20 protein-coding genes and 1 pseudogene are annotated in these 26,153 nt (G+C 61.2%); 9 read left to right on the top strand and 12 right to left on the bottom strand.

The features are described 5' to 3' along the window. Positions 1–34: 34 nt before the first annotated feature. From J3R84_RS25865 to J3R84_RS25890, 6 genes are all read right to left on the bottom strand, one after another. Positions 35–748: a nitroreductase gene (locus tag J3R84_RS25865; RefSeq protein ID WP_113567484.1), complete on the bottom strand. Its 714-nt coding sequence runs from the start codon at positions 746–748 to the stop codon at positions 35–37. 518 nt (positions 749–1,266) lie between these two features. Further along, positions 1,267–1,887: a glutathione S-transferase family protein gene (locus J3R84_RS25870; protein WP_113567486.1), complete on the bottom strand. Its 621-nt coding sequence runs from the start codon at positions 1,885–1,887 to the stop codon at positions 1,267–1,269. A 97-nt stretch (positions 1,888–1,984) separates the two neighbouring features. Continuing rightward, a complete protein-coding gene (locus J3R84_RS25875) occupies positions 1,985–2,413 on the bottom strand; it encodes a CBS domain-containing protein (protein WP_113567488.1) in 429 nt (142 codons plus the stop codon). 12 nt (positions 2,414–2,425) lie between these two features. Continuing rightward, the gene (locus J3R84_RS25880; RefSeq protein ID WP_113567489.1) at positions 2,426–3,820 is read right to left on the bottom strand and encodes an amidase; all 1,395 of its coding nucleotides are present in this window, start codon (positions 3,818–3,820) and stop codon (positions 2,426–2,428) included. Then, positions 3,821–4,939 carry an iron-containing alcohol dehydrogenase gene (locus J3R84_RS25885; RefSeq protein ID WP_113567491.1) on the bottom strand — a complete coding sequence of 373 codons (1,119 nt, stop codon included), beginning with the start codon at positions 4,937–4,939 and terminating at the stop codon, positions 3,821–3,823. It lies immediately after the preceding gene. 42 nt (positions 4,940–4,981) lie between these two features. Next, positions 4,982–6,145 carry a VOC family protein gene (locus tag J3R84_RS25890; RefSeq protein ID WP_203528089.1) on the bottom strand — a complete coding sequence of 388 codons (1,164 nt, stop codon included), beginning with the start codon at positions 6,143–6,145 and terminating at the stop codon, positions 4,982–4,984. Between the two features lie 306 nt (positions 6,146–6,451). Here J3R84_RS25890 and wrbA point away from each other — a divergent pair, with 306 nt between their 5' ends. Continuing rightward, the gene (gene wrbA / locus J3R84_RS25895; protein ID WP_113567495.1) at positions 6,452–7,081 is read left to right on the top strand and encodes an NAD(P)H:quinone oxidoreductase; all 630 of its coding nucleotides are present in this window, start codon (positions 6,452–6,454) and stop codon (positions 7,079–7,081) included. Between the two features lie 108 nt (positions 7,082–7,189). On the opposite strand, the pseudogene J3R84_RS25900 reads toward wrbA, so the two are convergent. Beyond that, positions 7,190–8,092: pseudogene (locus J3R84_RS25900) on the bottom strand (MBL fold metallo-hydrolase). A gap of 348 nt (positions 8,093–8,440) precedes the next feature. Between J3R84_RS25900 and J3R84_RS25905 the strand changes: the two are divergent. Further along, complete coding sequence (locus J3R84_RS25905) at positions 8,441–8,719, top strand: HU family DNA-binding protein (protein WP_113567497.1); 279 nt, start codon at positions 8,441–8,443, stop codon at positions 8,717–8,719. A gap of 50 nt (positions 8,720–8,769) precedes the next feature. Here the strand turns inward: J3R84_RS25905 and J3R84_RS25910 are convergent, their stop codons facing one another. Further along, entirely contained in the window at positions 8,770–8,973 is a 204-nt protein-coding gene (locus J3R84_RS25910; protein ID WP_113567499.1) for a cold-shock protein, read from the bottom strand. A gap of 222 nt (positions 8,974–9,195) precedes the next feature. Between J3R84_RS25910 and J3R84_RS25915 the strand changes: the two genes are divergently transcribed. The 7 genes from J3R84_RS25915 to hpaH all read left to right on the top strand — a co-directional run bounded on the left by J3R84_RS25915 (position 9,196) and on the right by hpaH (position 21,200). Next, complete coding sequence (locus J3R84_RS25915) at positions 9,196–9,696, top strand: thermonuclease family protein (RefSeq protein ID WP_113567501.1); 501 nt, start codon at positions 9,196–9,198, stop codon at positions 9,694–9,696. A 383-nt stretch (positions 9,697–10,079) separates the two neighbouring features. After that, entirely contained in the window at positions 10,080–10,745 is a 666-nt protein-coding gene (locus J3R84_RS25920; protein WP_025428611.1) for a GntR family transcriptional regulator, read from the top strand. A 150-nt stretch (positions 10,746–10,895) separates the two neighbouring features. Then, a complete protein-coding gene (locus J3R84_RS25925) occupies positions 10,896–16,352 on the top strand; it encodes an alpha-2-macroglobulin family protein (RefSeq protein ID WP_207207586.1) in 5,457 nt (1,818 codons plus the stop codon). Positions 16,353–16,360: 8 nt separating this feature from the next. After that, positions 16,361–18,442, top strand: coding sequence for a penicillin-binding protein 1C (gene pbpC / locus J3R84_RS25930; RefSeq protein ID WP_057218119.1), 2,082 nt, complete (start codon positions 16,361–16,363; stop codon positions 18,440–18,442). A 317-nt stretch (positions 18,443–18,759) separates the two neighbouring features. Beyond that, entirely contained in the window at positions 18,760–19,419 is a 660-nt protein-coding gene (locus J3R84_RS25935) for a response regulator (protein ID WP_057211243.1), read from the top strand. A 207-nt stretch (positions 19,420–19,626) separates the two neighbouring features. Continuing rightward, on the top strand, positions 19,627–20,238 hold the full coding sequence (locus tag J3R84_RS25940; RefSeq protein WP_025428607.1) for a LysE family translocator: 612 nt from the start codon (positions 19,627–19,629) through the stop codon (positions 20,236–20,238). 146 nt (positions 20,239–20,384) lie between these two features. Beyond that, entirely contained in the window at positions 20,385–21,200 is an 816-nt protein-coding gene (gene hpaH, locus J3R84_RS25945; RefSeq protein ID WP_057211245.1) for a 2-oxo-hept-4-ene-1,7-dioate hydratase, read from the top strand. A gap of 39 nt (positions 21,201–21,239) precedes the next feature. On the opposite strand, the gene J3R84_RS25950 is transcribed toward hpaH, so the two are convergent. The 4 genes from J3R84_RS25950 to gcl form a co-directional block, all read right to left on the bottom strand. Continuing rightward, entirely contained in the window at positions 21,240–22,508 is a 1,269-nt protein-coding gene (locus tag J3R84_RS25950) for a glycerate kinase type-2 family protein (protein WP_113567503.1), read from the bottom strand. A gap of 123 nt (positions 22,509–22,631) precedes the next feature. Beyond that, the gene (glxR, locus tag J3R84_RS25955; protein WP_057211249.1) at positions 22,632–23,516 is read right to left on the bottom strand and encodes a 2-hydroxy-3-oxopropionate reductase; all 885 of its coding nucleotides are present in this window, start codon (positions 23,514–23,516) and stop codon (positions 22,632–22,634) included. A gap of 5 nt (positions 23,517–23,521) precedes the next feature. Then, positions 23,522–24,337 (bottom strand): hydroxypyruvate isomerase, encoded by an 816-nt coding sequence (gene hyi / locus J3R84_RS25960; RefSeq protein ID WP_057211251.1) that lies wholly within the window; start codon positions 24,335–24,337, stop codon positions 23,522–23,524. A 26-nt stretch (positions 24,338–24,363) separates the two neighbouring features. Further along, positions 24,364–26,148 (bottom strand): glyoxylate carboligase, encoded by a 1,785-nt coding sequence (gene gcl / locus J3R84_RS25965; RefSeq protein WP_113567505.1) that lies wholly within the window; start codon positions 26,146–26,148, stop codon positions 24,364–24,366. Positions 26,149–26,153: the final 5 nt, after the last annotated feature.

Here is a 26,153-nt window from a genome sequence, read left to right on the forward strand (position 1 = left end):
GTCCTAGACAAGAATGGTCAAGATCCTCAGCGGCTCAACTGACGAACGTAACGAACTCTTCGATGTCGAGCTTGTGATTGGGCATGTTGTTTTCGGCCAAGTTGTTGTCCGCGTAGCCCAGGGAAAGTCCGGCGACCACCATGTCGCTGTCCGCGAAGCCCAGCTCTTCGCGCAGCATGTTATGTTGCAGGGACCATATCTGCTGCGCGCAGGTATCCAGACCGCGAGCCTTCGCGGCAAGCATCAGATTCTGCAGAAAACAGCCATAGCAAATGAAACTCGCCCACTCGAGCGTGCGATCCATTGTGAAAATCATGCCGACCGGGGCCCCGAAGAAGCGAAATTGCCGTTCCACATCTTTCAGTCTTCCGTACTTGTCGCTTCTCGGGACGCCGACTGCATCCCCGAGCTGCCCGCGAAAAAGATTGAAGCGAGTGATGAACGGGTCGTGAAGGGGTTGCGGAAAGAATGGGTATTCGGGGGCGAGCTTGTCAGGCCCCGCGCGGAAGATATCCACCGCCTTGGTGGTGATGCGGTTGCGGGCATCCCCCGTGAGAACATGACACTTCCAAGGCTGGATGTTGCTTGAACTGGGCGCGTAACGCGCCGCATTAAGGATGCCACAAACAGTGTCGAGTGAAACCGGGTCCTTGAGAAAGCCTCTCTTGGCCCTTCTTTCAGTCATGACCAGGTCGACGACCGTCGACCTGTCGACAGCACTTTCTTCCCATTTCGCGTTAGCATGCATGACAGCTCCCCTTTCGTTTTTCTGAGCTGAAAGAAGACTAATCCGTCTCCTCGTTTTTAGAAGTTTCTCCGCTTGTACGCATGGTCCGAAAGACTCGAACGATCTCGATCGTTCTTATAAAGTGATAGTAGTGTTAGAGGCTTCGTTTCTGCCCGACCTCTCCACGGGGAAAGTCGCGATTTCGTCCGACCTCTCCAAATGGACGTGCGGAAAAACTGAGAAGCGAGCGGGAGATAGGGTCATGGCTTCCTGCGGCGGTGACGCCGACGCGTCGGACCTCGATACGCTCCTGGGCTTGCCATAGAGTGCACCTTCTCAGCTACCGGTCCGTTGAGCAGCGAGCGTATCAGCCTTGGAAGCAAGTTCCTCGAGACATGGCGAAACATCCCTTTGACGGGCTTTCGATAGCCTTCCGTCAATGCCGTGAGCGGTTCTAGCTGTCGGGCCATGCGCTCGTGTCAAACTGTGGTGCCGAGTCCTGCTGGTCTGCCGTGCACTACGCGTGGCAGCATCGCGCGCTAAGCGGCGTGGTAGCTACTCTGATCGAAAATCCCCAAGAAGCCCGGTTGGGATCTCACGCGGTCTAGCCACAAATTGATATACGGAAAACGGCGCATTTCGAATTTTCCCTCGTGCGCAAGTGAGACGTAAGGGAAGAGAGCAAGATCAGCGACTGTGTAGCCGTCTCCAACCAACCAATCATTCTTCGCGAGCCAGCGATCCAGCTTCTCGAGCCCCATGTACCCATCGGCATGAAGCCGTTCGATCTGCTGGGACATTTTGTCCGCGAGGCCTCGGATATGATACACGCGAGCCAATGGTATCGAACGCTGCAGGTCTCCCTGCTCGAAGAACATCCATCCGACGATCTGGGATCGCACATATGGATCTGCGGGCAAGAGCGGCGAGCCTTCCGCCAGGTACAACAGAATTGCAGCGGACTCGACGATCGTACGTCCATCTTCTAGCTGAAGTACGGGAATTCGGCTAAAGCGATTGAGCTTGTAGAACTCGTCGGTTTTGGTTTCTCCCAATTCCAAATCGAGCGTGTGTCGTTCGAACGGCTTCCGCAATTGGTTCAGCAAAATCCTTATCTTCCATGAATTGCCTGAGAAACGGCTGTCATAGAGTTTAAGCATAGGCTGGCCCCTCACCGATCTTGATGAACGACTCCTACCTTAGCCTCGCGTTCTGCGGTTTGGCAATTAGAACAAAGCTTTATCCCAGCTCCGCTCATCAACCTGCGATGTATGAGCGAATGTACTCGGCCTCGTATTCAATTGCTTTGATGTGATGACGCAATACGTCTCCGATCGAAATGATGCCGGCAAGGCGACCGTTGTCCTGGACCGGCAGGTGACGAGCCTTGTGACGATTCATCGCCTCCATCAAGCCGTTGATGCTCGTATCCTTGGTGCAGCAGTAGACGTTTTTCCACATCACCTGCTGGAGGTTCGCAGCCAACGCCTGCGAGCCGTTCCTTGTGATGACAGAGACGACGTCTCGTTCCGTGAAAATCCCCTTGATGGCATTCTGTTCGTCAACCACGACGATTGCGCCAATGTGATTGTCGTGAAGGACACGGCAGGCGTCCGCCACCGTAGCCTTCGGCGGCGCGGTAACGACAACGCATCCTTTCTCTTTCAGGATTCCCTGTACCGACATATCCTTTCTCCTCTATGAGCCTTCCTTTGAGCAGGGGGCCGGCGATCCTCGCCGGGTTAGAAGACCTTCAATCTCGGTCGCGGCTGCTAGCAGGTCCTCATCGCAGCCCCGCTTCGCTATGATCTGCAGGCCGACCGGCAGACCGTCGTTCCGACAAACCTGGATCGGCAGTGAAATGGCCGGAAGCCCTGCGAGGTTGAACGGCGCTGTGTAAGTCATGAGAGCCTCTCGGATTGACCCATTCCAGTGCCCGATAGTGACCTCTTCCGCTCCAATGCGGGGAGCGATGCAGGGGCATGTGGGCGTAATAAGAACGTCAAACTGAGCGATGACGCGTTCAATATCCTCTGTGAACCGGCGCCGGGTCTCCTGGCAGTCCGCGTATTCGGCTAGCTCTACCGCGGCCGCGAGCTTGAGACGGGACGCGGTCTCCTGTTCGTAGTGCTTTGTGATGAATGCGAGGTCATGTCGGCGAAAATGGACAGCGCCGCCCTCCGAAAGCACTATTCCCGCAAATGACGCAAAGCACCGGGCGAAGAGGTCAGCCCCGTCCAATTCAACGAGGTCATGTTCAGATCGTAAGGCCGCGCACGCCGTGTCGAAGGATTCGGCCACTCCAGAGGCGAGCGGGACCTTGCCGACTTGTCGAAAGATTCCAATGCGCTTCCTTCGTGGTGAATGGCCGGACTCGCTGTCGATCCCGAGCGGTCTGCAAACGCGGGCTACGTCCTCTACGGTCTGGCCCAGGAGGCCGATGTGGTCGAGCGAGATCGCCAAGGGGAATACGCCTGCCAGCGGCAGACGTCCGTAAGTTGGCTTGAACCCGACCACGCCGCATAGAGCCGCCGGAATTCTTACTGATCCTCCGGTATCGGTTCCCAATCCCGCGCGGACCGCGCCGTAGGCCACAGCGGCCGCCATCCCGCCGCTCGATCCGCCCGGGATTCGGCTATGGTCGTGCGGGTTGAGCGTGTCGCCGAAAGCCTTGCTCGAGGTTGTAACGCCCCAGGCGAACTCATGGGTCGTCGTTTTTCCGACGACGATAGCACCGTTGTCCTTGAGTACTCGAACTACCTCGGCGTCGTTTCCCGGCACATGATCCATATGGACAATGGAACCATATCTTGTCGAAATGCCGCCGGTATCGATCATGTCCTTGACGGCAATTGCGATCCCTTCCAGCGGACGAGCTTGGCGTTCACCGTAGCGTCGTTCGCCGTGGGACGCGGCATGGCGCGCACCGACCTCGTCGATCTCCGCAAACGCGTTGACTTCCGCTTGGCAATTCCGGGCATAGCATATCGCATCGTCGATGACATCCACGGGTGATATGGCTCCGGCGGCCAGTTCAGCCAGCAGTCTCCCGATCGACGGTCTGCCCCGATCTGCTTCGATGTGCGTGGGCATCTACCAGAGCCTTTCCAACAAGTCTGTAAGCCTCTGCGCGGCCCCCTCCCGGAGATCCGCGACCTCGCGTGGATAATTTTCGATCAGCAACGTCGCTACCGCCGACAGTTTGTCGTGATCGAAATTTAGATCGCGTAGACGGGCGGGAAGACCGAGCCGCGTGACAACGGCTTCGATGTCCCCCGAAAGTTTTGAAGCAGCTTCGACACCGGAGACCGCATCATTGAATATCCGAAGCTTCTCGCCATAGAAGGTCGAGCAGGCACGAATCACCGGCGCAAGAGTGACGCACGACGTCACGCTGTGCGGAACTCCGTAGGTGCCACCCAGTATGTGACCGATGCGGTGGCTCAAGCCGTAGATTACCGAGGCGGGAAAGAAGTAGCAGTGCCAGGCCGCGAGCTGGAGCTGGAGGAGGTCATCGAGATCGACTTCGTGCCGCTGGAGGGCCTCTTCGGTTTCGACGTTCGCCGGCCACGAGCTCAATACGTCGAGAAACCGACGGACGCCGCTGGCGGCCAATATCGCATGCGGATGATCCGGGCCGACAAGCCGCATTCCTTCCACAGCATGGTCGATGCCCTTTATCGCAGATGAAAGCAGAAGTGCCCTCGGCGTTCCTCTGATCAGTTCAGGGTCGACTATCACGACCCTCGGCACCGTCGGCTTGACGGCATAGCTGCGCTTGAACTTAATCTCCTTTGCCGTTTCCGTGACGCCGAAATAATGCGAAAACTCGGAGCCCGACAACGTCGTCGGCAACGCCGCAATCGGAAGATATGTCCCGTGCCTGATTTGGTGGAAATGCGAGACAGCCTTGGCAGCATCGAGAACCGAGCCGCCACCTACGGCGACAATCGACTTCGCACCGCTGGCTTCACAAGCTTCGAGAGCTTGATTCACCGCGAAATCGGGGACATGGGGAGGTAGGTCCACGAAGGTCCCCACGCTATTGGGGAGGTTGGGGGCTACGGAGGAACGTCTGAGCGCATCGAGCGGCTCGACTGTGAAGACGATAGGCTTCTTGATGCCGTACTGGGTAAGCTGACCTAAGGCGTCAGCGAGAATCCCACGGCCCCAGATGACGTTGTCCTGCGGAAGAAATTCAATCTTTTCCATCTCTGAAATTGCTCCAGCTCTGTAGGGCCGTGGCCGCCAATCTCAACGAAGCACGGGCACGGGGGCCGGCCGGTACGCCAACTGGCGTTCGATCGTCCTTCGGTCCTTCTCCAAGGTTTCCGGGAGGCAGAGCTTCTGCCCAAGGCGGCTGATGTCCTCATCGACCGTGAAGCGATTTGGCGTAGAGAGTGCGCAGATGTGACCGTCCGGATCGCGGAAATGGAACTGCTTCGCGTAAACGGTATCCTGTATCGTCGATACCTCGATGCCGAGCCGACGGAACCTCGCGTGCTCCTCGCCTAATGCGGCATCATTCTCCACTTCCAGCGAGAAGTGGTGGGAGAGACCCGTACCAAGCCGTCCCGGCTTGTATCCCGGTAAGCCGAAGAACGTCAGGACGGAACCGGGCGAGAGATCCTCGTCACATGCGTAGTAGAAGTGCGTTCCGCCGCGTTCGTCGAGATAGTCGGTCTTCTTGATCAGGCGCAATCCCACCTTTTCGACGAAGAAATTCTCGGTTCGCTCGGCGTCGCTGGAGATTGACGTAATGTGGTGAAATCCGCGAAGCGCGAAGTCTGCGGTTACGTCGGGCACCGGCTGCGGCCAAGTCTCGGCGGCGACCTGAAGTTCGTCGCGTCCTCCGATGAGGTTTTCCTTCGGCTGCGCACGGAATCCGGAACCGAGCACTGCTTCGTCATGTCCAAAGCCGGGCTCGGTGGTCGCGATCTCGATTATCGCCCCATCGGGATCGCGCAGATAGATGGCGTGGAAGTAGTGTCGATTGTAGGGACCGGTGACGTGCACGCCGTGGTCAGCAAGACGCCGCTTCCATTTCAGTAGTCCGTCGCGGTTCGGGACATGAAGTGCGAGATGATGATTGGTTCCTGCGCCCCAGCGTCCCTTCGGGTCGCCAACGCGCGGGTTTGCGACGCCGTCCTGGGTCGCGTCCTGTTCGAGGAAACCCGTCTCCGGAATCATGTAGAAGATGGGGTTCCATTCGATGTAGGTGATGGACTCGCTTCTCGGCTGCTCGTCCCCGTACTGATGGAAGCCAAAGGTAACGACCGGCAGTCGGGCATCGTGGTGATGAACGGTTCTCTTCACCACTGAAAGTCCCAAGACCTTTCCGTAGAATTCCTCGATACGCTTGATGTTCGAAGCGACGAAGGTTTGGCTGCTGACGCCTCTTATTACCATCTGGTTCATGTTCCACCTTTGCGATTTATCGTTCTGCATCGGCCGCGTGAGCTCGATCGACAGAAGGCTAGTTCGCGCCACACCCCGATGAGAAGCTGCTGCACAAGAGACGAAGCGTCCAAATTCATGGACGGATTGTCGCCTTACGCCGAGTCCATGCGGCTCCGCCGAGCCTGAAGGCTGTTGACGGTCATCGTCCAAAATCTTGGACACACGTTCCATCATTCACCGGCTTTCGATGAGGCCGCGCGTCGGCCATTTCTCAGCGAACGCTGCGGCTGCTGCTTCAGCGCTAACACTTGCTGGAGGCAGGAAATGACGAAACCAAAGGTGCTGATCGCGTTTTATTCACGCAATGGCTCGACCGACATTCTCGCGAACGCGATCGCCGATGGCGCGGTGCAGGAAGGCGCCGAAGTGCGTCTGCGGCGCGCCAGGGAGCTCGTCGGCGAGGACGTGATGTCCCAGGTTCCAGGCTGGCGCGAAAACGCGCGCGCCATGAATGAGAAATACGAGGCTCCAACCGAGGCAGACGCCGAATGGGCGGATGCCATCATCTTCGGCACGCCGACCAGGTTCGGCTCCATCTCATCCGAACTCAAGGCATACATCGATAGTTTGGGTGGCATCTGGTTCCAGGGCAAGCTTAATGGAAAGGTGGGATCCGTATTCGGTTCGACGTCGTCAAAGCACGGCGGGAACGAATCTACCTTGCTATCCATCTATACGCCGATGGCTCACCTCGGCTTGATCATCGTGCCCCTCGGCTACGCCGATCCGGCTATGTTCAAGGCGGGAACTCCCTATGGCGCGACCCATGTCTCAGCTCGCGACAGCCTCAAGCCCGACGAGGATCACTTGGCCGTTGGCCGGTTCCAGGGTCGCCGTGTCACTTCGGTAGCCCGCGGCCTTCAGCACGCCAATACCACCGAATCCGCGAACTGAGAAGATGACGGCACGCTGGCGCTGCCGAGCGTGCCGTCAATCAGAGGTCGAGCCGAATGGCGCAACCGTGTGACGAGGGGGAAAATTGGCTACGTCTGGCAAAGACCCTCAATGTTCCCGGAACGCGGGTACCCAGCGATAGCCTTCGCCAGCAATCGCCACCCTGCACACAGACGGGAACGATAGATGAGTAGCCAACAGCGGCTCGCCGGTCGCCGCTAATTCTCGAAGAAGGCGGGTCCGGACACGGACCGCTTCCTCGGGATCGTGCTCGAAGCCGTTATGCCATTCAAGGTGATCAAAACCGTGCGGGAACACGGCATCTCCGGCGAAAGTAAGCCTGTCATCGCCGGAGGCGAGACGGACTATGCTGTGCCCGGGAGTGTGCCCCCCTGTGCGAGTGACGACCATACCCGGCACCACTTCGCAGTCGGTTTCAAACGTCTGGCTTGCTGCCGTACTGCTCGAGGAACCGCTTGGCTGCCGACCTGATCAGGTCAGGCAAGGGGCCTGGCATGGTGGTGCGGGAGAAATCCGGCGACTCCCAGAACTCGGCTTCGGCGGCTGCCACGTGGGTCCGCAGGTCCGGACGAAGTTGATCCTTTACGCCGTCTACCAACAATCCGCCGATGTGATCGAAATGCATGTGGGTGAGTACGACGTCCGTCACCGATGCGAGATCGATCCCCGCAGCTTCTATCCGGTGCCCCCATCTCCCGGTCCTCGTAAACCCCGGGAACTCCATCCCAAGGCCGGAATCGATAAGTATGGTTGTGTCGCCCCTGCGAACCACGACTTCGTTCAGTGCCCAGTCCATCACTTCGGGCTGAAGCCGGTCGTGTAGCCAGGCCGTCCGGACTGCGGGTCCGCATTGGTGGCCATGACTTCGGCCGGTATGGAAATCACGCCGTCACTGACGACGAACACATCGATATCTCCGACCTGCATAGCGTAACGAGAGGGGACCAACTCGTCACGTCGTTCGCTGTGCGATGCTTTGTCCAAGCTCATGCTTGCCTCCTGGTGCCCAATCATCTTGGGGACGCGTTCAATGCTTGCGACTAATGCGCTCCGAGTGCGTGAGGCGCATCGTCTGCGGCAACGGTCCGAGTCTATAGGTGCGGCGTTGCTCCGGTCGATTGAGCGGAGGAAGTGCGCGGCCTACATCCGAGGACAGGGAAGCCCGTCCTTTAGGTCGAGCGCAGTCACAGCATAGCATTGCGGCGTCGCGCTAGACGTCTAAAGCAGTAGGCAGTCTCTTGTGGAAATTCCTGGTGCAAAAGCCCGGCCTTTCTCGGTCGCCGATGACAAGGACTCCCCAGCCTGCCAAGTTTCTCACGTCAACAAACGAGGGACAACATGACAACGACCAATGAAATCGCAGATCAGATTGCCACCGCCCACGGGCTGACCAACGTGCAGGGCAAGGCAATCGTCGAGAGCGTCTTTGCGGCGATCTCGGCCGCGGCGGTATCGGGAAACGAAACTTCGATCCCTGGCTTCGGCAAATTTAAGGTGAAAGACACGCCCGAGCGAGAAGCACGCAATCCGGCAACCGGACAGACGATTAAGGTAGCGGCCGCGAAGAAATTTACCTTCGCCCCAGCCAAGGCACTGAAGGACGCGCTTAACAAGTAATCGACGAACAAGGCTCCGGCGTTGCCGGAGCCTTTCTCAAAGACTTTCCGTCAGAAAGGTCTGACGTTTTCGGCCTTTGATTTCCCCGTCTTGCGATCTTGCCCGAGGTCGTAAGAGACCGTCTGGCCTTCTTTCAGTAAATCGCCATATTGCAGCGCGGAGACATGGACGAACACATCCGTGCCACCCGCATCTGGCGTTATGAAACCGAAGCCTTTGTCCCCATTGAAGAACTTAACCTTGCCAGTCGCCATATTGACCCTCACCTGTTCGACACGTTGTCGAGATAGCGTATTTTCGCGAAAAGCTAAAGAAGTGACACTACTGTTCCGGCTCCGAACATCGGATGGGGCGGGAGATAGAACGCCTCGGGGCTTGGCGTTCGCGGGCCGCGCTGCACGCTTTATGAACTGTTCCTCCTGCAAACATTTAAACCCAGTCCTGCAGCGCCCAGCACCCCATAGGAATTACCAGCGTTGTTAAAGAAAATCGCACTCGCCGCCCTATTGCTTTCGCCTAGCTCAGCATTCAGCTCGGACACGATCAGCGGCCGCGCTTCCGTCATTGACGGAGACACGATAGAAATCGCCGGCAAGCGTCTACGGCTACACGGTGTCGATACACCGGAGAGCTGGCAAAAATGCTCCGACGGGGACGGCGGTACTTATCGGTGCGGCAAGATGGCAGCAAACGAACTCGACCGTTTTCTTGCCGTCTCACGGCCAATCCACTGCGACGTGATCGACCGCGATCGATATCAGAGGCTGGTCGGCATTTGTTTTCGCGCCGACGGCCGTGAGGTAAATCGCTGGTTGGTTGAAAGTGGAAACGCCCTGGACTGGGAACGCTACAGCCGCGGGAAGTATGCAGGTGCGGAGCTAACCGCTCGGTCATCGAGCATTGGTATATGGCGGGGCGCATTCCAGCTCCCCTGCGAAGCACGAGCAGAACGATTTGGACACAAACCTGCCTGCTGAGCGAACTTCAGGCGATGGCCGACCTTCGCTCGCGTCGTGGTTTGAAGCCCGCAATCTCGAGTGACAGCGTCGGCACAAATTTCTACCGGATCGACCAAATCTAAGCTGTTCAGAAAAGCGCAAAATTGACCTGGCATTTTGCCGGGTCTTTTTTTATGTGTGTAAAATGGGCCAATCGAGGGTTCGTTTTGGGCATTCGGCGTTGCTGATTTCGAATCGGGCTCCTATTTTCTTAATGAAATCAATGGAAAAAACGCTATGAGGCAGAGTTAGTTGCTTTCAGCACGCGACCTCTGTTGCCCGACCAAGAGAATGGACCTATGACCAGAACCACGGCAGTTTCCGAACTGTCAGGGACACAAAGCCGCCGGGGTTTAGACGCGATGAAACTCGATGCCGTTGATGTCAGGCAAGCCGCTTCCGCAGCCGATATCGTCTACGAGGCATTGCGCAAGGCGATCATCGAGGGTGCGCTTGCCGAGGGGGAGAACCTGCGGCAGGACCAGATCGCCCAGATGTTCAACACCAGCCGCATCCCCGTGCGCGAAGCGCTTTCGCGCCTTGAACAGCACGGGTTGATCACAACGCAACGCTACAAAGGCGCTGTCGTTGCCGGCCTTTCGATCGAAGAGATCGAAGAGATCTTCGAATTTCGCGCTCTGCTGGAGGCGGAGGTGATCCGGCTTGCCGTGCCCAATATGGATCGAAGGACGCTCGAACTCGCCCGCAGGCATTGCGACGAGTTCGGCAAGGAATCCGATTCGGCGAAGTGGGGCGAAACCAACCGGAACTTCCACTACAGCCTCTATGAGGCCGCGCGGCGGCCTTACTACCTGCAGATCGTGCGCGCCTCGCTCGACCGCATCGATCGTTATCTGCGCGCGCAGCTGACGCTGACGGATGGCATGAAGCGCGCAGCGCGCGAGCATGAGGCGATCCTCAATGCCTGCGCCAAAGGTGACGCCGATCTGGCATCGTCGCTCACCCGGGATCACATCCTCGACGCCGGCCGTTCGCTCGTCGTTTTCCTGAAGGAGCAGAGAAGATAGGCGCCCATTCGCAGTGGCGCCGCCTCACTAGGACATGTTGCTCGCTCTCGCGTAAATTGTCGTCCAACTCTTGAACGTCCGTGGTTGACAAGGCATCAGGAACCTTGAAAAAGTGAAGCCCTATCGAGACCGGCTGCGTTGGGAGGACTTATGTCTGTGCGCGCGTTTTTCGGCCTTTCCGCTCTTCTTGTTTCTGTTTTGGCCGCCGGATGTCCGGCTTTTTCGGCTGAGACCGGCCGCCAGGTCGAGATCACCCAGGATGGTGACTATTTCGGCTTCGATCTGCGAACCGAACAGAATGTCTCGCTGGATCAGTGCGAGACCGCCTGCATCGCGGACCAATCCTGCCGCGCATTCACCTACAATCCCAAGGTGAAATGGTGCTTCCTGAAGTCCGACTTCAATCAGTTGAACGACTTCCCCGGCGCCATCGCCGGCAAGATCGTCCAGGCGCAGGCCGTGCAGCCGGACCTCGGCGCGCCGCCGCGACTCTCGTTTCTCTCCGACCAGATCCTTCAGGACGCGCGCGACGCCAAGGCGAACCTTTCACTTGCCGACGATCAGCAGGGCTTCGGTGTCAACAACCTGATCGAAACGGCGCGCGCGCAGGCGGAATCGGGCATTATCGACGGTGCATTGAAGGCGTTCCAGGGCGCGCTTGCGATCACCCCTGATGACAGCGAGCTGTGGCTTGAAACGGCGCGCACGGCAAATCGCGTCACCGGCAATACCGATGTCGCGACGCAAGCCGCCCTTGCGGCGATCAACGGCTATCAGCTGACGCGGACCGCAGAAAGCCGCGCCCATGCGCTGGCCGTTCTCGCCAAGGCGCTGGAAAATGCCGAGAATTTCCGCGGCGCCCTCAATGCCTACAAGGCCAGCCTCGAACTGGTGCAATCAAAAACGGTCGAGACCGCCTACCTCGACCTGAAGGAACGCAAGCGCTTCCGCGTCATCGAAAACACCGTTGATGCCGATAGCGCCTCGCCGCGCGCCTGCGTGCAGTTTTCGGAGCAGCTACTAAAGAGCGGCGCCGACTATGCCTCCTTCGTCACACTAGACGGCGCTGCCCCGAACGCAGTGGAAGCCAAGGGCGACCAGATCTGCGTTGAGGGTCTGTCGCATGGCCAGCGTTACAAGCTGACGCTGCGCACCGGCCTGCCCTCGTCGGTCGATGAAGTGCTTGAGGCGCCGGTCACTCTTGAGGTCTACGTCAAGGATCGCGGCCAGGTCGTGCGCTTTACCGGCGACAGCTTCGTGCTGCCCTCGACCGCGCGCCGCGGCATTCCGCTGGTTTCCGTCAACACCGACAGCGCCAAGCTCAAGCTCTACCGCATCGGCGATCGCAGCCTGGCGCAGGTGCTGCAGAACTCGCAGTTCCTGACGCAAATCGACGGCTACAGCGCCCAGCGCATTCAAGACGAAAGCGGAGAACTGGTCTGGGAAGGTTCGATCGCCATCGACAGCGTCCTCAACAAGGAAGTGGTCACCAGCTTCCCGGTCGATGAAGCATTGCCGAAGCGCAAAGCCGGCGTCTACGTGCTGACCGCAGCATCCGAAACCGGCCTCAGCCAGGATTGGGACGCCCGCGCTACCCAATGGTTCGTCGTCTCCGACATCGGCGTGTCGACCTATGCCGGCACCGACGGCCTGAACGTCTTTGCCCGATCGCTCGCAACCGCAAAGCCGATCGAAGGTGTCGAGCTGCAGCTTGTCGCCAAGAACAACGAAATCCTCGGCACGGCAACGACGGATGGCGACGGCCGCGCCACCTTCACCGCTGGTCTCATCCGCGGCACCTCCGCCCTGACCCCGGCCGTGATCACAGCCAAGAGCGGCGAAGACGACTTCGTTTTCCTCGACATGACGAGGGCGGGATTCGACCTGTCGGATCGTGGGGTCACCGGCCGTGCGGCGCCCGGCGCCATCGACGTCCTCGCCTGGACGGAGCGCGGCATCTACCGTGTCGGCGAGACGGTGCACGCGTCAGCACTTGCCCGAGACGTTAATGGCGAGGCGATCGAGAATCTGCCGCTCACCTTCGTGTTCCTGCGCCCTGACGGCGTCGAATACCGCAGGATGATCAGCGACGGCGGCAAGCTCGGCGGCCACACGCTCGATCTCGATGTTCAGGAAAACGCCATGCGTGGCACCTGGACGATGCAGATCTTCACTGATCCCAAGGCCTCGCCGATCGGCGAGAAGCAGTTTCTAGTCGACGATTTCGTGCCGGACCGCACGGAGTTCGATCTGACGAGCGAAGCAAAGGAGATCGCTGTCGGCGAACCGGTACAAGTCGTGGTCGATGGACGCTATCTCTATGGCGCACCGGCCGCCGGCCTCGAGCTTGAGGGCGAAGTGGTTCTGAAGCCGACGCGCGAAAGTGCTGCCTTCAAGGGATATTTCTTCGGCCTTGCCGACGAAGAGGCGAGCGAGGACACGCGTCTGCCGCTTGAGGACCTGACGGCTCTCGATGACGACGGCAAGTCGACCTTCGACGTGGCTTTGAGCGAAGTGCCGTCGACGACGCAACTGCTCAACGCCAATGTCACCGTGCGGATGCGCGAGGCCGGCGGTCGCGCCGTCGAACGATCCTTGACGCTGCCGGTAAAGCCGGAAGGCGCGATGATCGGCATCAAACCCGAGTTTTCGGGCGACCTTCAGGAAAACTCCGTCGGCAAGTTCCGCGTGATCGCCATCGACCCCGACGGTGCCAGGGCCGCCATGCCGGGTGCGCTCTGGAAGCTGATCAGCGTCGAGCGCAACTATCAATGGTACCGAGACGGAACCGCCTGGAAATACGAGCCGGTGGTCACCACCAAGCAGGTTGCGAACGGCACGCTCGACGTGACCGCCGATGGAGGCGAGATCGCCGTGCCCGTCGGCTGGGGCCGCTACCGTCTCGAAGTCGAGACGGCGGCCCTCGACGGACCGACATCGAGCGTCGAATTCGATGCCGGCTGGTATGTCGCATCGACATCGACCGAAACGCCCGATGGCCTCGAAATCGCGCTCGACAAGGAAAACTACGCCGTCGGCGAAACCGCCAAGCTCAAGGTTTCACCGCGTTTTGCCGGTGAACTGCTGGTAACCGTCGGCACGGAAGGCCTGATCACGACAAAGAGCGCGACGATTGTCGCCGAGGGTGGCGAGATCGATTTGCCCGTCACCGCCGATTGGGGGGCCGGCGCCTATGTCACCGCGACACTCTATCGGCCTGGTGATGCACAGGAAAGCCGCATGCCTATGCGCGCGATTGGCATCAAATGGCTGACCGTTGATCCCGCTGAGCGCAAGCTTGCCGTGGCCATCGAAGCGCCCGAAAAGACCGAACCGCGCAAGCCGCTCGATATCAGCCTGCAGGTGGCAGGGGCCGGCGCCAACGAAGAAGCCTATGTCACGATTGCCGCGGTCGACGTCGGCATCCTGAACCTGACCCGCTATGAAGCTCCGGATCCTGCCGCCTGGTATTTCGGCCAGCGCCAGCTTGGTCTTGAAATGCGCGATCTCTACGGTCGCTTGATCGATGGCTCGCTTGGGGCGACCGGCAAATTGCGCACCGGCGGCGACGGCGGCCAGGTCGCGCTGCAGGGAAGCCCGCCCACCGAAAAGCTGGTGGCGTTCTTCGAAGGTCCGGTGAAGTTCGACGCCGATGGCAAGGCGACCGTCAGCTTCGATATTCCGCAGTTCAACGGCACGGCGCGGATCATGAGCGTCGCCTGGACGAAGTCCGGCGTCGGCCATGCTGTCCGCGACGTCGTCATCCGCGACCCGATCGTCGTGACGGCGAGCCTGCCGCGCTTCCTTGCGCCGGGAGACCGCGCCGAACTGCGGCTCGACATCGCCAACACCGACGCTCCGGCCGGTGACTACCAAGTACAACTGACCACCAACGGACCGGTGACGGTGGAACAGACCGGCGCCAGCGAAACGGTACGCCTCGAACAGGGCGGCAAATCGGTTCTGACGCTGCCGCTGGTCGGCCAACACACAGGCGACGGGCTCGTTACTGTCCAGCTCACCGGCGCCTCCGGACTTTCGCTCGAACAGGCGCTCAACATTCCGGTGCGCCCGGCCACACTGCCGGTCACGCAGCGACAGGTGGTCAACCTTGCGGCGGGCAGCAGCCTGACGATCGACGGCCAGTTGCTGGCAGACAGCGTGCTCCAGGGCGCGTCGGTTTCGCTGAGCGTCACCCGGTCTGCGGCCTTCGACATTCCCGCCATCCTGATGGCGCTCGACCGCTACCCCTATGGCTGCACCGAGCAGACGACGAGCCGGGCGCTGCCGCTTCTCTATATGAGTGAATTGGCCAAGCAGTCCGGCCTTCCCGATGACGGCGAAGTGACCAAGCGGGTGCAGGAAGCGATCTACCGCGTGCTCTCCAACCAGTCGTCGTCCGGCAGCTTCGGCCTGTGGGGGCCGGGCTATGGGGACCTCTGGCTCGACGCCTATGTCACCGACTTCCTGACACGCGCACGTGAACAGAAGTACGACGTGCCTGAGGCAGCGATGGTGCAGGCACTGGAAAACCTGCAGAACGGCCTCGGCTATGACACCAATGTCAAGGATCGCGGCAACGAGATCGCCTATGCGCTCTACGTGCTCGCACGCAACCGCAAGGCCGCCGTCAACGACATCCGCTATTACGCCAACACGCTGATCAATGATTTCCCGACGCCATTGGCCAAGGCTCAGGTCGCAGCGGCGCTGGCGCTTTACGGCGATGCCCAGCGGTCACAGGAGATCTTTGCGTCCTCGGCCAACATGTCGACCGGCCTCGTCAATGTCAGCCTGTCGCGTTCCGACTACGGTTCTTCGCTGCGCGACGACGCGGCCGTCCTGGCTCTGGCCGCCGAAAGCCGTCCGGTTCCGCCGATCATTCCGGAACTGTCGAAGATCGTGGCACGGCAATGGGAGCAGAAGAAATATACCAGCACGCAGGAACAGGCCTGGATGCTGCTTGCCGCCCGTGCCGTTCAGGGCGGCGACGAGGACATGCTGCTTGACGTCAATGGCGCGTCGAAGACCGGCGGCTACGCCGCGCGGATGCCCGGCGATGCGCTTCTGTCTCATCCGGTGGTGATCAAGAACGAGGGGGCGGACGCCGTCTCCGCCGTGGTCACCACGGTTGCCGCCCCGGCTCAGCCACTGTCGGCCGGCGGTGACGGCTTTGCCATCGAGCGCACTTATTACACACTCGATGGTGCCGAAGCTAATGTCAGCCAGGCCAGGCAGAACGAGCGCTATGTCGTGGTGCTGAAGGTCACCGAAACCAACGATTGGCCGTCCCGCGTGCTTGTTTCGGACCTTTTGCCGGCCGGTTTCCAGATCGATAACCCGAGCCTGGTCGACAGCGCCCAGCTGACGAACTTCGAATGGCTCGGCGAGATTACCGCGACGCATACGGAGTTCCGCAACGATCGCTTCGTCGCCGCCTTCGACCGCGCTACCGGCGATAGCCGCGAGCTGACGCTCGCCTATGTCGTCCGCGCGGTGAACCCCGGTGTCTACGATCATCCTGCCGCAAGCGTCGAAGACATGTACCGGCCGCAGTTCTCGGCGCGCACCGCGACAGGGCGTATGGAGGTTCTGGCAGCCCAATAGGCCCGATAATGTCGATAAGGCAAAAATTGCTGATCGCGATCCCCGTCGGCCTGTTGCTGACGGGGCTGTCTGCCTTTGCGCTCGACAAGGCTGACCAGGCATTTCCGCCGCCACTGGGAGCGGCTGGCATCGTGTCTCGCGAGGTTCTCGACGTCGACGGCCAATTGCTCAGGGCCTTTGCAACACCTGACGGTCTCTGGCGGCTGAACACGACTGTCGGTGACGTCGACCCGCAGTTTCTGCGGATGCTGGTTGCCTATGAGGACCAGCGGTTTCGCGAGCACGCCGGCATCGACTTCCTGGCGCTCGGCCGCGCCGCGCTGCAGTTCGTCACCAACGGCCGCATCGTTTCCGGCGCCTCCACCCTTTCGATGCAGGTGGCGCGGCTGATCGAACCGCGCGAACAACGAAGCATTGCGGCCAAGCTGCTTCAGATTGCGCGCGCGATCCAGATCGAGCGTCGGCTGTCCAAGGACCAGATTCTCGACCTTTATCTCAGCCACGCACCCTATGGCGGCAATCTTGAGGGGGTGCGCGCCGCAAGCCTGGCCTGGTTCGGCAAGGAGCCGAAGCGACTATCTGTAGGCGAAGCCGCGCTGCTGGTGGCGCTGCCGCAATTGCCGGAAAAGCGCCGGCCGGACCGCAACCACGCCGCAGCCGAAGCTGCCCGCAAGCGCGTCCTGACTCGGATGGCGGTTGCCGACGTGATCGGCGAAGGCGAAGCTGAACGGGCCGCGATGACGGCCATTCCGAACCGCCGCCTTCAGTTGCCGGCCTATGCCGCCCATCTGGCCGAGACGGCGCTGCGCAAGCAACCGACGGCCGTGCAGCATCACACGACGCTGCGCCGCAATGTCCAGCGCGGCCTCGAAGCGGTTGCGCGCGAGGGTGCGGCCAAACTGGGACCGAGAGTGTCCGTCGCCATGATCATGGCCGACGCACGCACGGGCGAGATCATCGGCGAAGTCGGCTCGGCCGATTATTTCGACGCGAGCCGCTCGGGCTGGATCGATATGACGCGGATCACCCGCTCGCCCGGTTCGACGCTAAAACCCTTCATCTACGGTCTCGCCTTCGAGGAGGGCCTGGTCAGCCAGGAAACCATTATCGAGGATCGACCGGCCGATTTCTTCGGTTACCGCCCGCGCAATTTCGACATGAGCTACCAAGGCGACGTCAGCGTGCGCCAGGCGTTGCAACTGTCGCTCAACGTTCCGGCCATTCGCCTGCTCGACGTCGTCGGCCCTGCCCGGCTGATGGTCAGGTTCCGCCGCGCCGAGGTGAAGCCTGTGCTGCCCGCAGGCGAGGCACCCGGGCTGGCAATCGGCCTTGGCGGGGTCGGCCTGACGCTGCGCGATCTCGTGCAGCTCTATGCGGGTCTTGCCAATCGCGGCTTCCCGGTGCGGCTCGGCGATGGCATCACCGGCACGGCCGGTCTGATCGACGGCGAACCGCTGCTTTCGCCCGTTTCCGCCTGGCATGTCTCGGATGTGCTCTCGGCCGTCTTGCCGCCGGCGGGAAGCCGGCAGCGCGGCATCGCCTACAAGACCGGCACCAGCTATGGCTATCGCGACGCCTGGTCGGTCGGCTACGACGGCCGTTATGTGCTCGGGGTCTGGGTCGGGCGGCCGGACAATGGCGCCGTTCCGGGGCTGACCGGCTATGGCGCGGCCGCGCCCATTCTCTTTGAAGGCTTTGCCAAATCCGGATTGCCGATCACGCCGCTGCCGGATGCACCGCCGGGCGCTGTGCGCATCTCCCAAATCGAGCTGCCGATCAGCCAGCGCCGCTTCTCGATGACCGCAAGCGGCCTCGTCAACGCCTCGGCGCGCGAGCCGGCGCCACAGATCGTCTTTCCGCCCGAGGGCGCGCGTGTCGAACTTGGCATCGACCATGAGACCATGTCACCGCTTACTTTGAAGCTGCAGGGCGGCCGCGCGCCCTTCCGGTGGCTCGCAAATGGCAAGCCGTTGCCCGATCCGACCCGCCGGCGGACGACGCAATGGCAGCCCGATGGCGCCGGCTATTCCACCCTCACGGTCATCGACGCCGTGGGTCGGGCCGCCAGCGTGCGCGTCTTTATCGAATAGATGAGACCCTCAGTCGGCTGCAGTTTGCGCACGTCGCTCGACCCGGCGTGAACGGTCAGAATACCGCCGAGGCGCCCGACTGTCCGCGTATGGAGGGTTACGGTGCATCCCGCCAACGGGTCTCACCGCATCCACTCCTTCGGATCAATGGCAACCGGTAGTGGAATGACCAAATTTGCGACCAGCACCGCGTAAGATTGACGAAATAGTAGTTCTATCAGGAGAGGTTGCAGTCGCTCACGCTGTTTGCATCGCCTCCGCACGCGAACCTGTTTATGGTTGCGGACAATTGCTGATATCAATGAAGGATTGCTGAAATGTCGAAGGCCATGAACGTCATCGTTGCCGACGACCATGCCATCGTTCGCGAAGGCTTGAAGATGCTACTTTCGACGATGGCGGGCATATCCGTGGTTGCCGAGGCCGCCGACGGCGAAGCCGTGTTGGCGCTTGCGAGAAGTGAGCCGGCAGACCTTCTGACCCTCGATCTCGGCATGCCGGGCGTGGCAGGCATCCAGTTCATCGCCGACATCAGGGAACTGGCTCCGAGAATGAAGATCCTAGTGCTGACCGCCAATATCGAACCGCGAACGGTCCGCGCCGCCATAGATGCGGGCGCAAGCGGTTATCTCACGAAGAACGGCGACCCGGCCGAGCTTGCCTCTGCCGTTGACGCGCTTGGCGCCAACGAAATCTACCTCGCACAATCGATACGCTTTGCCGTCAGCCACCCGGAGCGACGGACCTTGCCGTCCGCGACCGACGAAGCGCTTTCGCCCATTCCCCTGACCCGGCGGGAGATGCAGATCCTTTCGCTCGCGGCTCAGGGCCTGACGGCTCGCGAGATTGCCGAACGGCTTGGCATCAGCCCGCTCACCGCGCGCAAGCACCGCGAAAACCTGATGCGCAAGCTCAGCCTGCATAGCGCTGCCGAACTCGCCGCCTACGCTGTGCGCATCGGCCTGCCCATTGGCTGAAATCCGCATGCCGCGCCGGCTCCAGCGGTGACATTCCCTTAACCACCACATCATTGGCCGCAGGTTCGAGGCTCCGAAATACGGCACCTGCCGTATGTCGCCGATCTACAACCAAGCGTAGTTCTCTGCCGACCCGATTCCGCACCGACGGGGTCGGGCCGAATGCCACGCTGCCGGAGGGGCAGCCGGCAAACCGGAGGAACTGCGATGCCCTCGATCGAGCACTGGATTTCGTTTGCGGTCGCTACGGCGATCTTTGCCTGCATGCCGGGGCCCGCCATTCTCTACATGACGGCGCAGACCTTGGCGCATGGCCGCAAAGCCGGTTTTTTGGCCGCATTCGGCATCCATATCGGCTGCTATGTGCATATTGCAGCCGCAACCCTCGGGCTTGCCGCCCTTCTCAGCCATGCACCGTTTGTCTATGCGGCAATCAAACTTGCCGGCGCCGTCTATCTGGTCTGGCTTGGCGGCACGATGCTGCTCGGCATCGGCAAGCATGATACGCATAAGACCGATGCCAAGCCCGGCGTGCTGCGCGACAGCATCCTCGTCGAAATCCTCAACCCTAAGACGGCGTTGTTCTTCGTGACGTTCCTGCCGCAATTCGTCGACCCGGCAGCGGCAATGCCGGTCTCCCTGCAGTTCCTGGTCTTCGGCATGCTGGTCAATCTGGCGTTGTCGGCCGCTGATGTCGCCGCTGTGATACTCGCATCCCTGACCCTTGGTCGCTTCACCGGCCAGAGCAGCCTGGTCCCGCGCGCCTGCGGTTCGATCCTCATCGGCCTCGGCATGATGCTGGCAACGCAGTCCGTCTGACACGAGGGGTCTTGCGATCAAACCCTTTCCTATCCCGATTGTTTCGGCGATGATATCCGGGCCTTGAACGTCAGCGCAAAGCTCGAAGTCCTTCGGATGCCATCGCAAGGCTATGGATGACGTCCGTGCGAGAGGAAAACGGTCGCATGCTCAGCCCTGCCGAGATTTCGCAAGCAGCCGAGAGCCTTCACCAGGCCGAAATCGATCGCAGCCAGGTCGGCCTGTTATCCCTCAAACATCCGGGGATGACGATAGACGACGCCTATGCGGTTCAATCCGCCTGGGTGCGGCGCAAGCGGGACCTCGGCCGACGGATCATCGGCTTCAAGATCGGGCTGACGTCAAAGGCCATGCAGCAGGCGCTTGATATCGACACGCCGGATTCCGGCGTGCTGTTCGACGACATGCTGTTCGAGGATGGTTCAACCATTCCCGCCGATCGCTTCATCCAGCCTCGCGTAGAGGCCGAAATCGCCTTCGTGATGAAGGCGCCGCTCAAAGGGCCGCGCGTCACTATCCTGAACGTGCTCAACGCCACCGACTTCGTGATCCCCGCGCTTGAGATCCTCGACACCCGCATCGTCAGACGCGATCCCGAGACACAGCAAGCCCGAGGGATCGCCGATACGATCGCCGACAATGCGGCCAATGCCGGGCTGATCCTTGGCGGACGACCGATGCGCCCCGACGCGGTTGATATGCGCTGGATGGGCGCCATCCTCTCGCGCAACGCCGAAGTGGAAGAAGCCGGATTGGGGGCGGGCGTTCTCAATCATCCCGCCCATGGCATCGCCTGGCTCGCCAACCGCTTGGCGCAGTATGGCGACGCGATCGAACCGGGCCAGATCGTGCTTTCCGGCTCGTTCGTGCGTGCGGTGGAGGCGCGCAGCGGCGACACCTTCGTTGCGGATTTCGGCAATCACGGCACGGTCAGCTGCCACTTCGCCCGAAGCGCCGCCTGACCCAGCGGCACCAATGTCTTAGGCACCCATCCTCGCGTCCTATTGCACCAGGATTGCGCGGAAATCATTGACATTCGTGCCGGTCGGCCCGGGCTTGAAGATATCACCGAGCGCGTCGAAGGCACTCCAGCTATCATTCCGCTGCAGGAGTGCTGAGGCGTCGAGCCGCTGTGCGGCGAGCCGGGCGATCGTCGTTCCGTCGGCAAAGGCGCCGGCATTGTCCTCGGAACCGTCGATGCCATCGGTATCGGCGGCAAGCGCCGCAACGCCAACGGCGCCATCAATGCCAAGGGCCAGCGACAGCAGGAACTCGCTGTTGCGTCCGCCCTTGCCTGCCCCGCGCATGGTAACGGTCGTCTCGCCGCCGGAAAGAACGACAACGGGCTTCGCGAAGGGGCGGCCGCGGCCTGCGACCTCACGGGCGATTGCCGCGTGAACACTGCCGACGTCACGCGCCTCGCCTTCAATCGCGTCGGAGAGAATGATTGCCTCGATGCCGGCCTCCCGCGCCTTGGCGGCAGCCGCCTCGAGCGAGACGGAAGCGGATGCGATCAGGCGTACTTCGTTGGCAGCGAAACGCGGGTCGGACGGCGACGGCGCATCGGCAGCCGGATCGGCGAGCCACGCCAGAACCTTTTCGGGCAATTGCAGGCCATAGCGCTCGATGATCTTCAGGGCGTCGGCACGAGTGCTTGCGTCGGGCAGGGTCGGACCGGAGGCGACCAGCGCCGGGTCATCGCCGGGAATATCAGATACGATGAGTGAAACGACCTTCGCCGGATAGGCCGCGGCCGCGAGCCGGCCACCCTTGATCAATGAGACGTGCTTGCGCACCGCATTCATGGCGCTGATCGGCGCGCCCGAGGCGAGCAGCGCCCGGTTGACGGCGACTTCATTGTCCAGCGAAAGGCCTGGAGGTGGTGACGGCAGCAGGGCCGATCCACCACCGCAGACAAGAGCAACGACCAGATCGTCTTCCGACAGGCCGCTGACCTCGGCGATCAGGCGCCGAGAGGCCTGCAGACCGCTTTCATCCGGCAGCGGATGCGATGCTTCCAGCACCTCGATACGCTGGCAAAGGGCTGCGTAGCCGTAGCGGGTGACGACGACGCCGGAAAGCGGACCATCCCAATGTCGCTCGAAGGCCTGTGCCATCTGCGCCGCACCCTTGCCGGCGCCGACGACGACGGTCCGGCCCTTCGGCCGCTCCGGCAGGTTGGCGGCAATCACCAGTGCCGGGTCGGCAGCGGCAACCGCCGATGTGAACAGCGTTTCCAGAAACGTGCGCGGATCGGCAATGGCTGCCATGTCTCTCCCCTTCATCCAAGATCTCGGGCGGCGGCTCCTCCTTCCGCCGCCCGGAGGCACGATCGGCAGACGGAACGGGCCGCCGGTCGATCATGCGTATTTTCATGCTGTCGTAGCGGTGCTTCAGGCGACCTGATGGTTCGCCATGCGCTCAAGGGCACGCACCAGGCCGGAATGGTCAAGCCCGCTGTCACCATTGGCGGCGCAGTTGTTGAACAGCTCCTGCGTCGCTGCCGTGTTCGGTAGCGAAATGCCGAGGGATTTTGCGCCCTGCAGCGCCAGGTTCAGATCCTTCTGGTGCAGCGAGATGCGGAAGCCCGGATCGAAGGTGCGCTTGATCATGCGATCGCCATGCACTTCGAGAATACGCGAGGAGGCAAAACCACCCATCAACGCTTCGCGAACCCGTGCCGGATCGGCGCCGGCCTTCGACGCGAAGACGAGCGCCTCGGACACCGCCTCGATCGTCAGCGCAACGATGATCTGGTTGGCGACCTTGGTCACCTGGCCATCGCCACAATCGCCGACGAGGGTGATGTTCTTGCCCATCAGCTGGAACAACGGCAAGGCCCGGTCGAAGCTCTCCTGAGAGCCGCCGGCCATGATCGAAAGCGAAGCGTTCCTGGCACCGACTTCGCCGCCGGAGACTGGTGCGTCGACGTATTCCGCACCGGTTTCGCGGACCTTTTTGGCGAATTCCTTGGTCTCGATCGGCGAGATCGAGCTCATGTCGATGACCAACTTGCCCTTGGAAAGGCCGTAGGCGACGCCGTTCTCGCCGAAGAGAACGTCCTTCACTTCAGGCGTGTCCGGCAGCATCAGGATGATCGTGTCGACCGCCTCGGCAAGTGCCTTCGGCGTCTCGACAAACGTCAGGCCATTGTCGAGCAGTTCCTGCCGCGGCGGGATCGCAAATTTCGAAGTGATGATCGTATGCCCGGCATCCTGCAGATGGCGTGCCATCGGCGTACCCATGATGCCCAGTCCAATAAAGCCGATCGTTGCCATTGTGCTTAACTCCTGATCTTGATGATGTCTGCGGATTGCGTGCGCTTGCGCTCGGTGCCAAGCCAGCCAAGGCCCTCGACCGTGGTCGTGCGCGGCTTGTATTCGCAGCCGATCCAGCCGTCGTAGCCCGCCTCTTCGAGCGCATCGAAGACGTAGGGATAGTTGATCTCGCCCGTACCCGGTTCGTTGCGGCCCGGGTTATCGGCAAGCTGGACGTGGGCGATGCGGCCGGCAAAGCGCCTGTAGGTACCGATGAGTTCGCCTTGCGTGCGCTGCTGATGGTAGAGGTCGTACTGGATGAAGAGGTTGTCGCTGCCGACCTCGTCGATGATCGAAGCGGCCTGCTCGACCGTGTTGAGGTAGAAGCCGGGAATATCGAAGTGGTTGATCGGCTCGATCAGCAGGCGAATGCCCTGCTTGCCCAGTTCGCTCGCGGCCAGCTTGAGGTTGGCGACCAGCGTGGTGCGCAGCACGGCTTCCGAGACCCCGTCCGGCGCGATGCCGACCAGGCAGTTGACCTGCTTGCAATCAAGCGTGGTCGCATAGTCGATGGCGCTCGCCACGCCCTTGCGGAACTCGTCGATCCGGTCGGGCAGGATGGCGATGCCGCGCTCGCCGCCGGCCCAGTTGCCGGCCGGCAGGTTGTGCAGCACTTGTTTCAGACCGTAACGCTGCAACTCGGCGCGCAGGCTGACCTTCTCGAACTCGTAAGGGAAGAGATACTCGACGCCTTCGAAGCCGGCTTTTGCAGCAAGGGCAAAGCGATCGAGGAACGGCGCCTCGGTAAACAGCATTGTCAGGTTCGCAGCGAACTTCGCCATGCGATTTTTCCTCCTTGTGATAGTTTTCAATCGAGAAGCGCTTCGATCGCGGTCGGTGCATCTTCGCCACGCGCCGCCAGTTCCTCGAACTCGACGACGGCGTTGATGTCCGCACCCATGGCGATGTTGGTGACGCGCTCGAGGATGAACTCGATGACGACGGGAACCTGGTGCTCATCCATCAGGGCGCGGGCGCGGTCGAACGCTTCCTGGAACTCGTTGGGGCTGCGCACCCGGATCGCCTTGCAGCCGAGACCCTCGGCAACGGCGACATGGTCGACCCCATAGCCCTTCTCCGCGTCTTCAGACGCATTGATGTTGTCGAAGGCGAGGCTGACTTCGAAGTCCATGTTAAAGCCGCGCTGCGCCTGGCGGATGAGGCCGAGGTAGGAATTGTTCACGACAACATGCAGGTAGGGCAGCTTGTGCTGGGCGCCGACCGCCAGTTCCTCGATCATGAACTGGAAATCATAGTCGCCGGAAAGTGCGACGATCGGCCTATCGGGATCGGCGGCACGCACGCCAAGGGCAGCCGGCAGGGTCCAGCCGAGCGGACCGGCCTGGCCGCAATTGATCCAGTTGCGCGGCTTGTAGACGTGCAGGAACTGCGCGCCGGCGATCTGGCTGAGGCCGATGGTCGACACATAGCAGGTGTCGCGGCCGAAGGCCTTGTTCATCTCTTCATAGACGCGCTGCGGCTTTAGCGGCGTCTGGTCGAAATGGGTCTTGCGCAGCATGGTCCGCTTGCGCTCGCGGCATTCTTGCGCCCAGCCCGACCAGTCGCGCAGCTTGCCGGCGGTCTTCCATTCCGTCGCAACGTCAAGGAAGAGCTTCAGCGCTGCCCCCGCGTCTGAGACGACGCCGAAATCCGGCGCGAAGACGCGTCCGATCTGCGTCGGTTCGATATCGACGTGAACGAACTTTCGACCCTCGGTATAGGTCGGTATGTTGCCGGTGTGGCGGTTTGCCCAACGGTTGCCGACGCCGAGCACGAAGTCGGAGGCGAGCATGCTGGCATTGCCGTAGCGATGCGACGTCTGCAGGCCGCACATGCCGGCCATCAGCGGATGATCGTCCGGGATCGTACCCCAGCCCATCAGTGTCGGAATGACAGGAACGCCGGTGATCTCGGCAAATTCGGTCAAGAGATCCGAGGCGTCGGCATTGATGATGCCGCCACCGGCGACGATCAACGGCCGCTCGGCCTCGTTCAGCATCGCAATGACCTTCTCGGCCTGCGCGCGCGTCGCCTTCGGCTTGTAGGGCTCGAGCGGCTCATACGTCTCGGGATCGAATTCGATCTCGGCCAGCTGGACGTCGACCGGCAGGTCGATCAGCACCGGCCCCGGTCGTCCGGAGCGCATCAGGTGAAAAGCCTTCTGGAAGACGAATGGCACCAGCGCCGGCTCCATGACGGTGACAGCCCACTTGGTGACAGGTGCTGCGATCTTGGAGATATCGACGGCCTGGAAATCCTCCTTGTCCAGGCGGGCGCGCGGCGCCTGCCCGGTGATGCAGAGGATCGGGATCGAGTCGGCGGAAGCCGAGTAAAGGCCGGTGATCATGTCGGTGCCGGCCGGGCCTGACGTGCCGATGCAAACGCCGATGTTGCCGTGCTTGGCGCGGGTGTAGCCTTCCGCCATATGCGAGGCGCCCTCTACGTGGCGGGCAAGGATGTGGCGAACCGAGCCGCGCGCCCTCAGAGCGGAATAAAACGGATTGATTGCCGCACCGGGCACGCCGAAAGCACAATCGATGCCCTCTTTCTCAAGAACGTAAACAGCCGCATCAACGGCACGCATCTTAGCCATGGGAA

It is taken from the genome of Ensifer canadensis, from assembly GCF_017488845.2.
Classification (GTDB): Bacteria; Pseudomonadota; Alphaproteobacteria; order Rhizobiales; family Rhizobiaceae; genus Ensifer; species Ensifer canadensis.

Coding starts and splice junctions, on each gene's coding strand:
- J3R84_RS25950 (WP_113567503.1), bottom strand. CDS start 22,508: ATGGCAGCCATTGCCGATCCGCGCACGTTTCTGGAAACGCTGTTCACA.
- J3R84_RS25935 (WP_057211243.1), top strand. CDS start 18,760: ATGTCGAAGGCCATGAACGTCATCGTTGCCGACGACCATGCCATCGTT.
- wrbA (WP_113567495.1), top strand. CDS start 6,452: ATGACGAAACCAAAGGTGCTGATCGCGTTTTATTCACGCAATGGCTCG.
- J3R84_RS25920 (WP_025428611.1), top strand. CDS start 10,080: ATGAAACTCGATGCCGTTGATGTCAGGCAAGCCGCTTCCGCAGCCGAT.
- J3R84_RS25940 (WP_025428607.1), top strand. CDS start 19,627: ATGCCCTCGATCGAGCACTGGATTTCGTTTGCGGTCGCTACGGCGATC.
- gcl (WP_113567505.1), bottom strand. CDS start 26,148: ATGGCTAAGATGCGTGCCGTTGATGCGGCTGTTTACGTTCTTGAGAAA.
- glxR (WP_057211249.1), bottom strand. CDS start 23,516: ATGGCAACGATCGGCTTTATTGGACTGGGCATCATGGGTACGCCGATG.
- pbpC (WP_057218119.1), top strand. CDS start 16,361: ATGTCGATAAGGCAAAAATTGCTGATCGCGATCCCCGTCGGCCTGTTG.
- J3R84_RS25870 (WP_113567486.1), bottom strand. CDS start 1,887: ATGCTTAAACTCTATGACAGCCGTTTCTCAGGCAATTCATGGAAGATA.
- J3R84_RS25910 (WP_113567499.1), bottom strand. CDS start 8,973: ATGGCGACTGGCAAGGTTAAGTTCTTCAATGGGGACAAAGGCTTCGGT.
- J3R84_RS25875 (WP_113567488.1), bottom strand. CDS start 2,413: ATGTCGGTACAGGGAATCCTGAAAGAGAAAGGATGCGTTGTCGTTACC.
- J3R84_RS25905 (WP_113567497.1), top strand. CDS start 8,441: ATGACAACGACCAATGAAATCGCAGATCAGATTGCCACCGCCCACGGG.
- J3R84_RS25925 (WP_207207586.1), top strand. CDS start 10,896: ATGTCTGTGCGCGCGTTTTTCGGCCTTTCCGCTCTTCTTGTTTCTGTT.
- J3R84_RS25880 (WP_113567489.1), bottom strand. CDS start 3,820: ATGCCCACGCACATCGAAGCAGATCGGGGCAGACCGTCGATCGGGAGA.
- J3R84_RS25890 (WP_203528089.1), bottom strand. CDS start 6,145: ATGAACCAGATGGTAATAAGAGGCGTCAGCAGCCAAACCTTCGTCGCT.
- hpaH (WP_057211245.1), top strand. CDS start 20,385: ATGCTCAGCCCTGCCGAGATTTCGCAAGCAGCCGAGAGCCTTCACCAG.
- J3R84_RS25885 (WP_113567491.1), bottom strand. CDS start 4,939: ATGGAAAAGATTGAATTTCTTCCGCAGGACAACGTCATCTGGGGCCGT.
- hyi (WP_057211251.1), bottom strand. CDS start 24,337: ATGGCGAAGTTCGCTGCGAACCTGACAATGCTGTTTACCGAGGCGCCG.
- J3R84_RS25865 (WP_113567484.1), bottom strand. CDS start 748: ATGCATGCTAACGCGAAATGGGAAGAAAGTGCTGTCGACAGGTCGACG.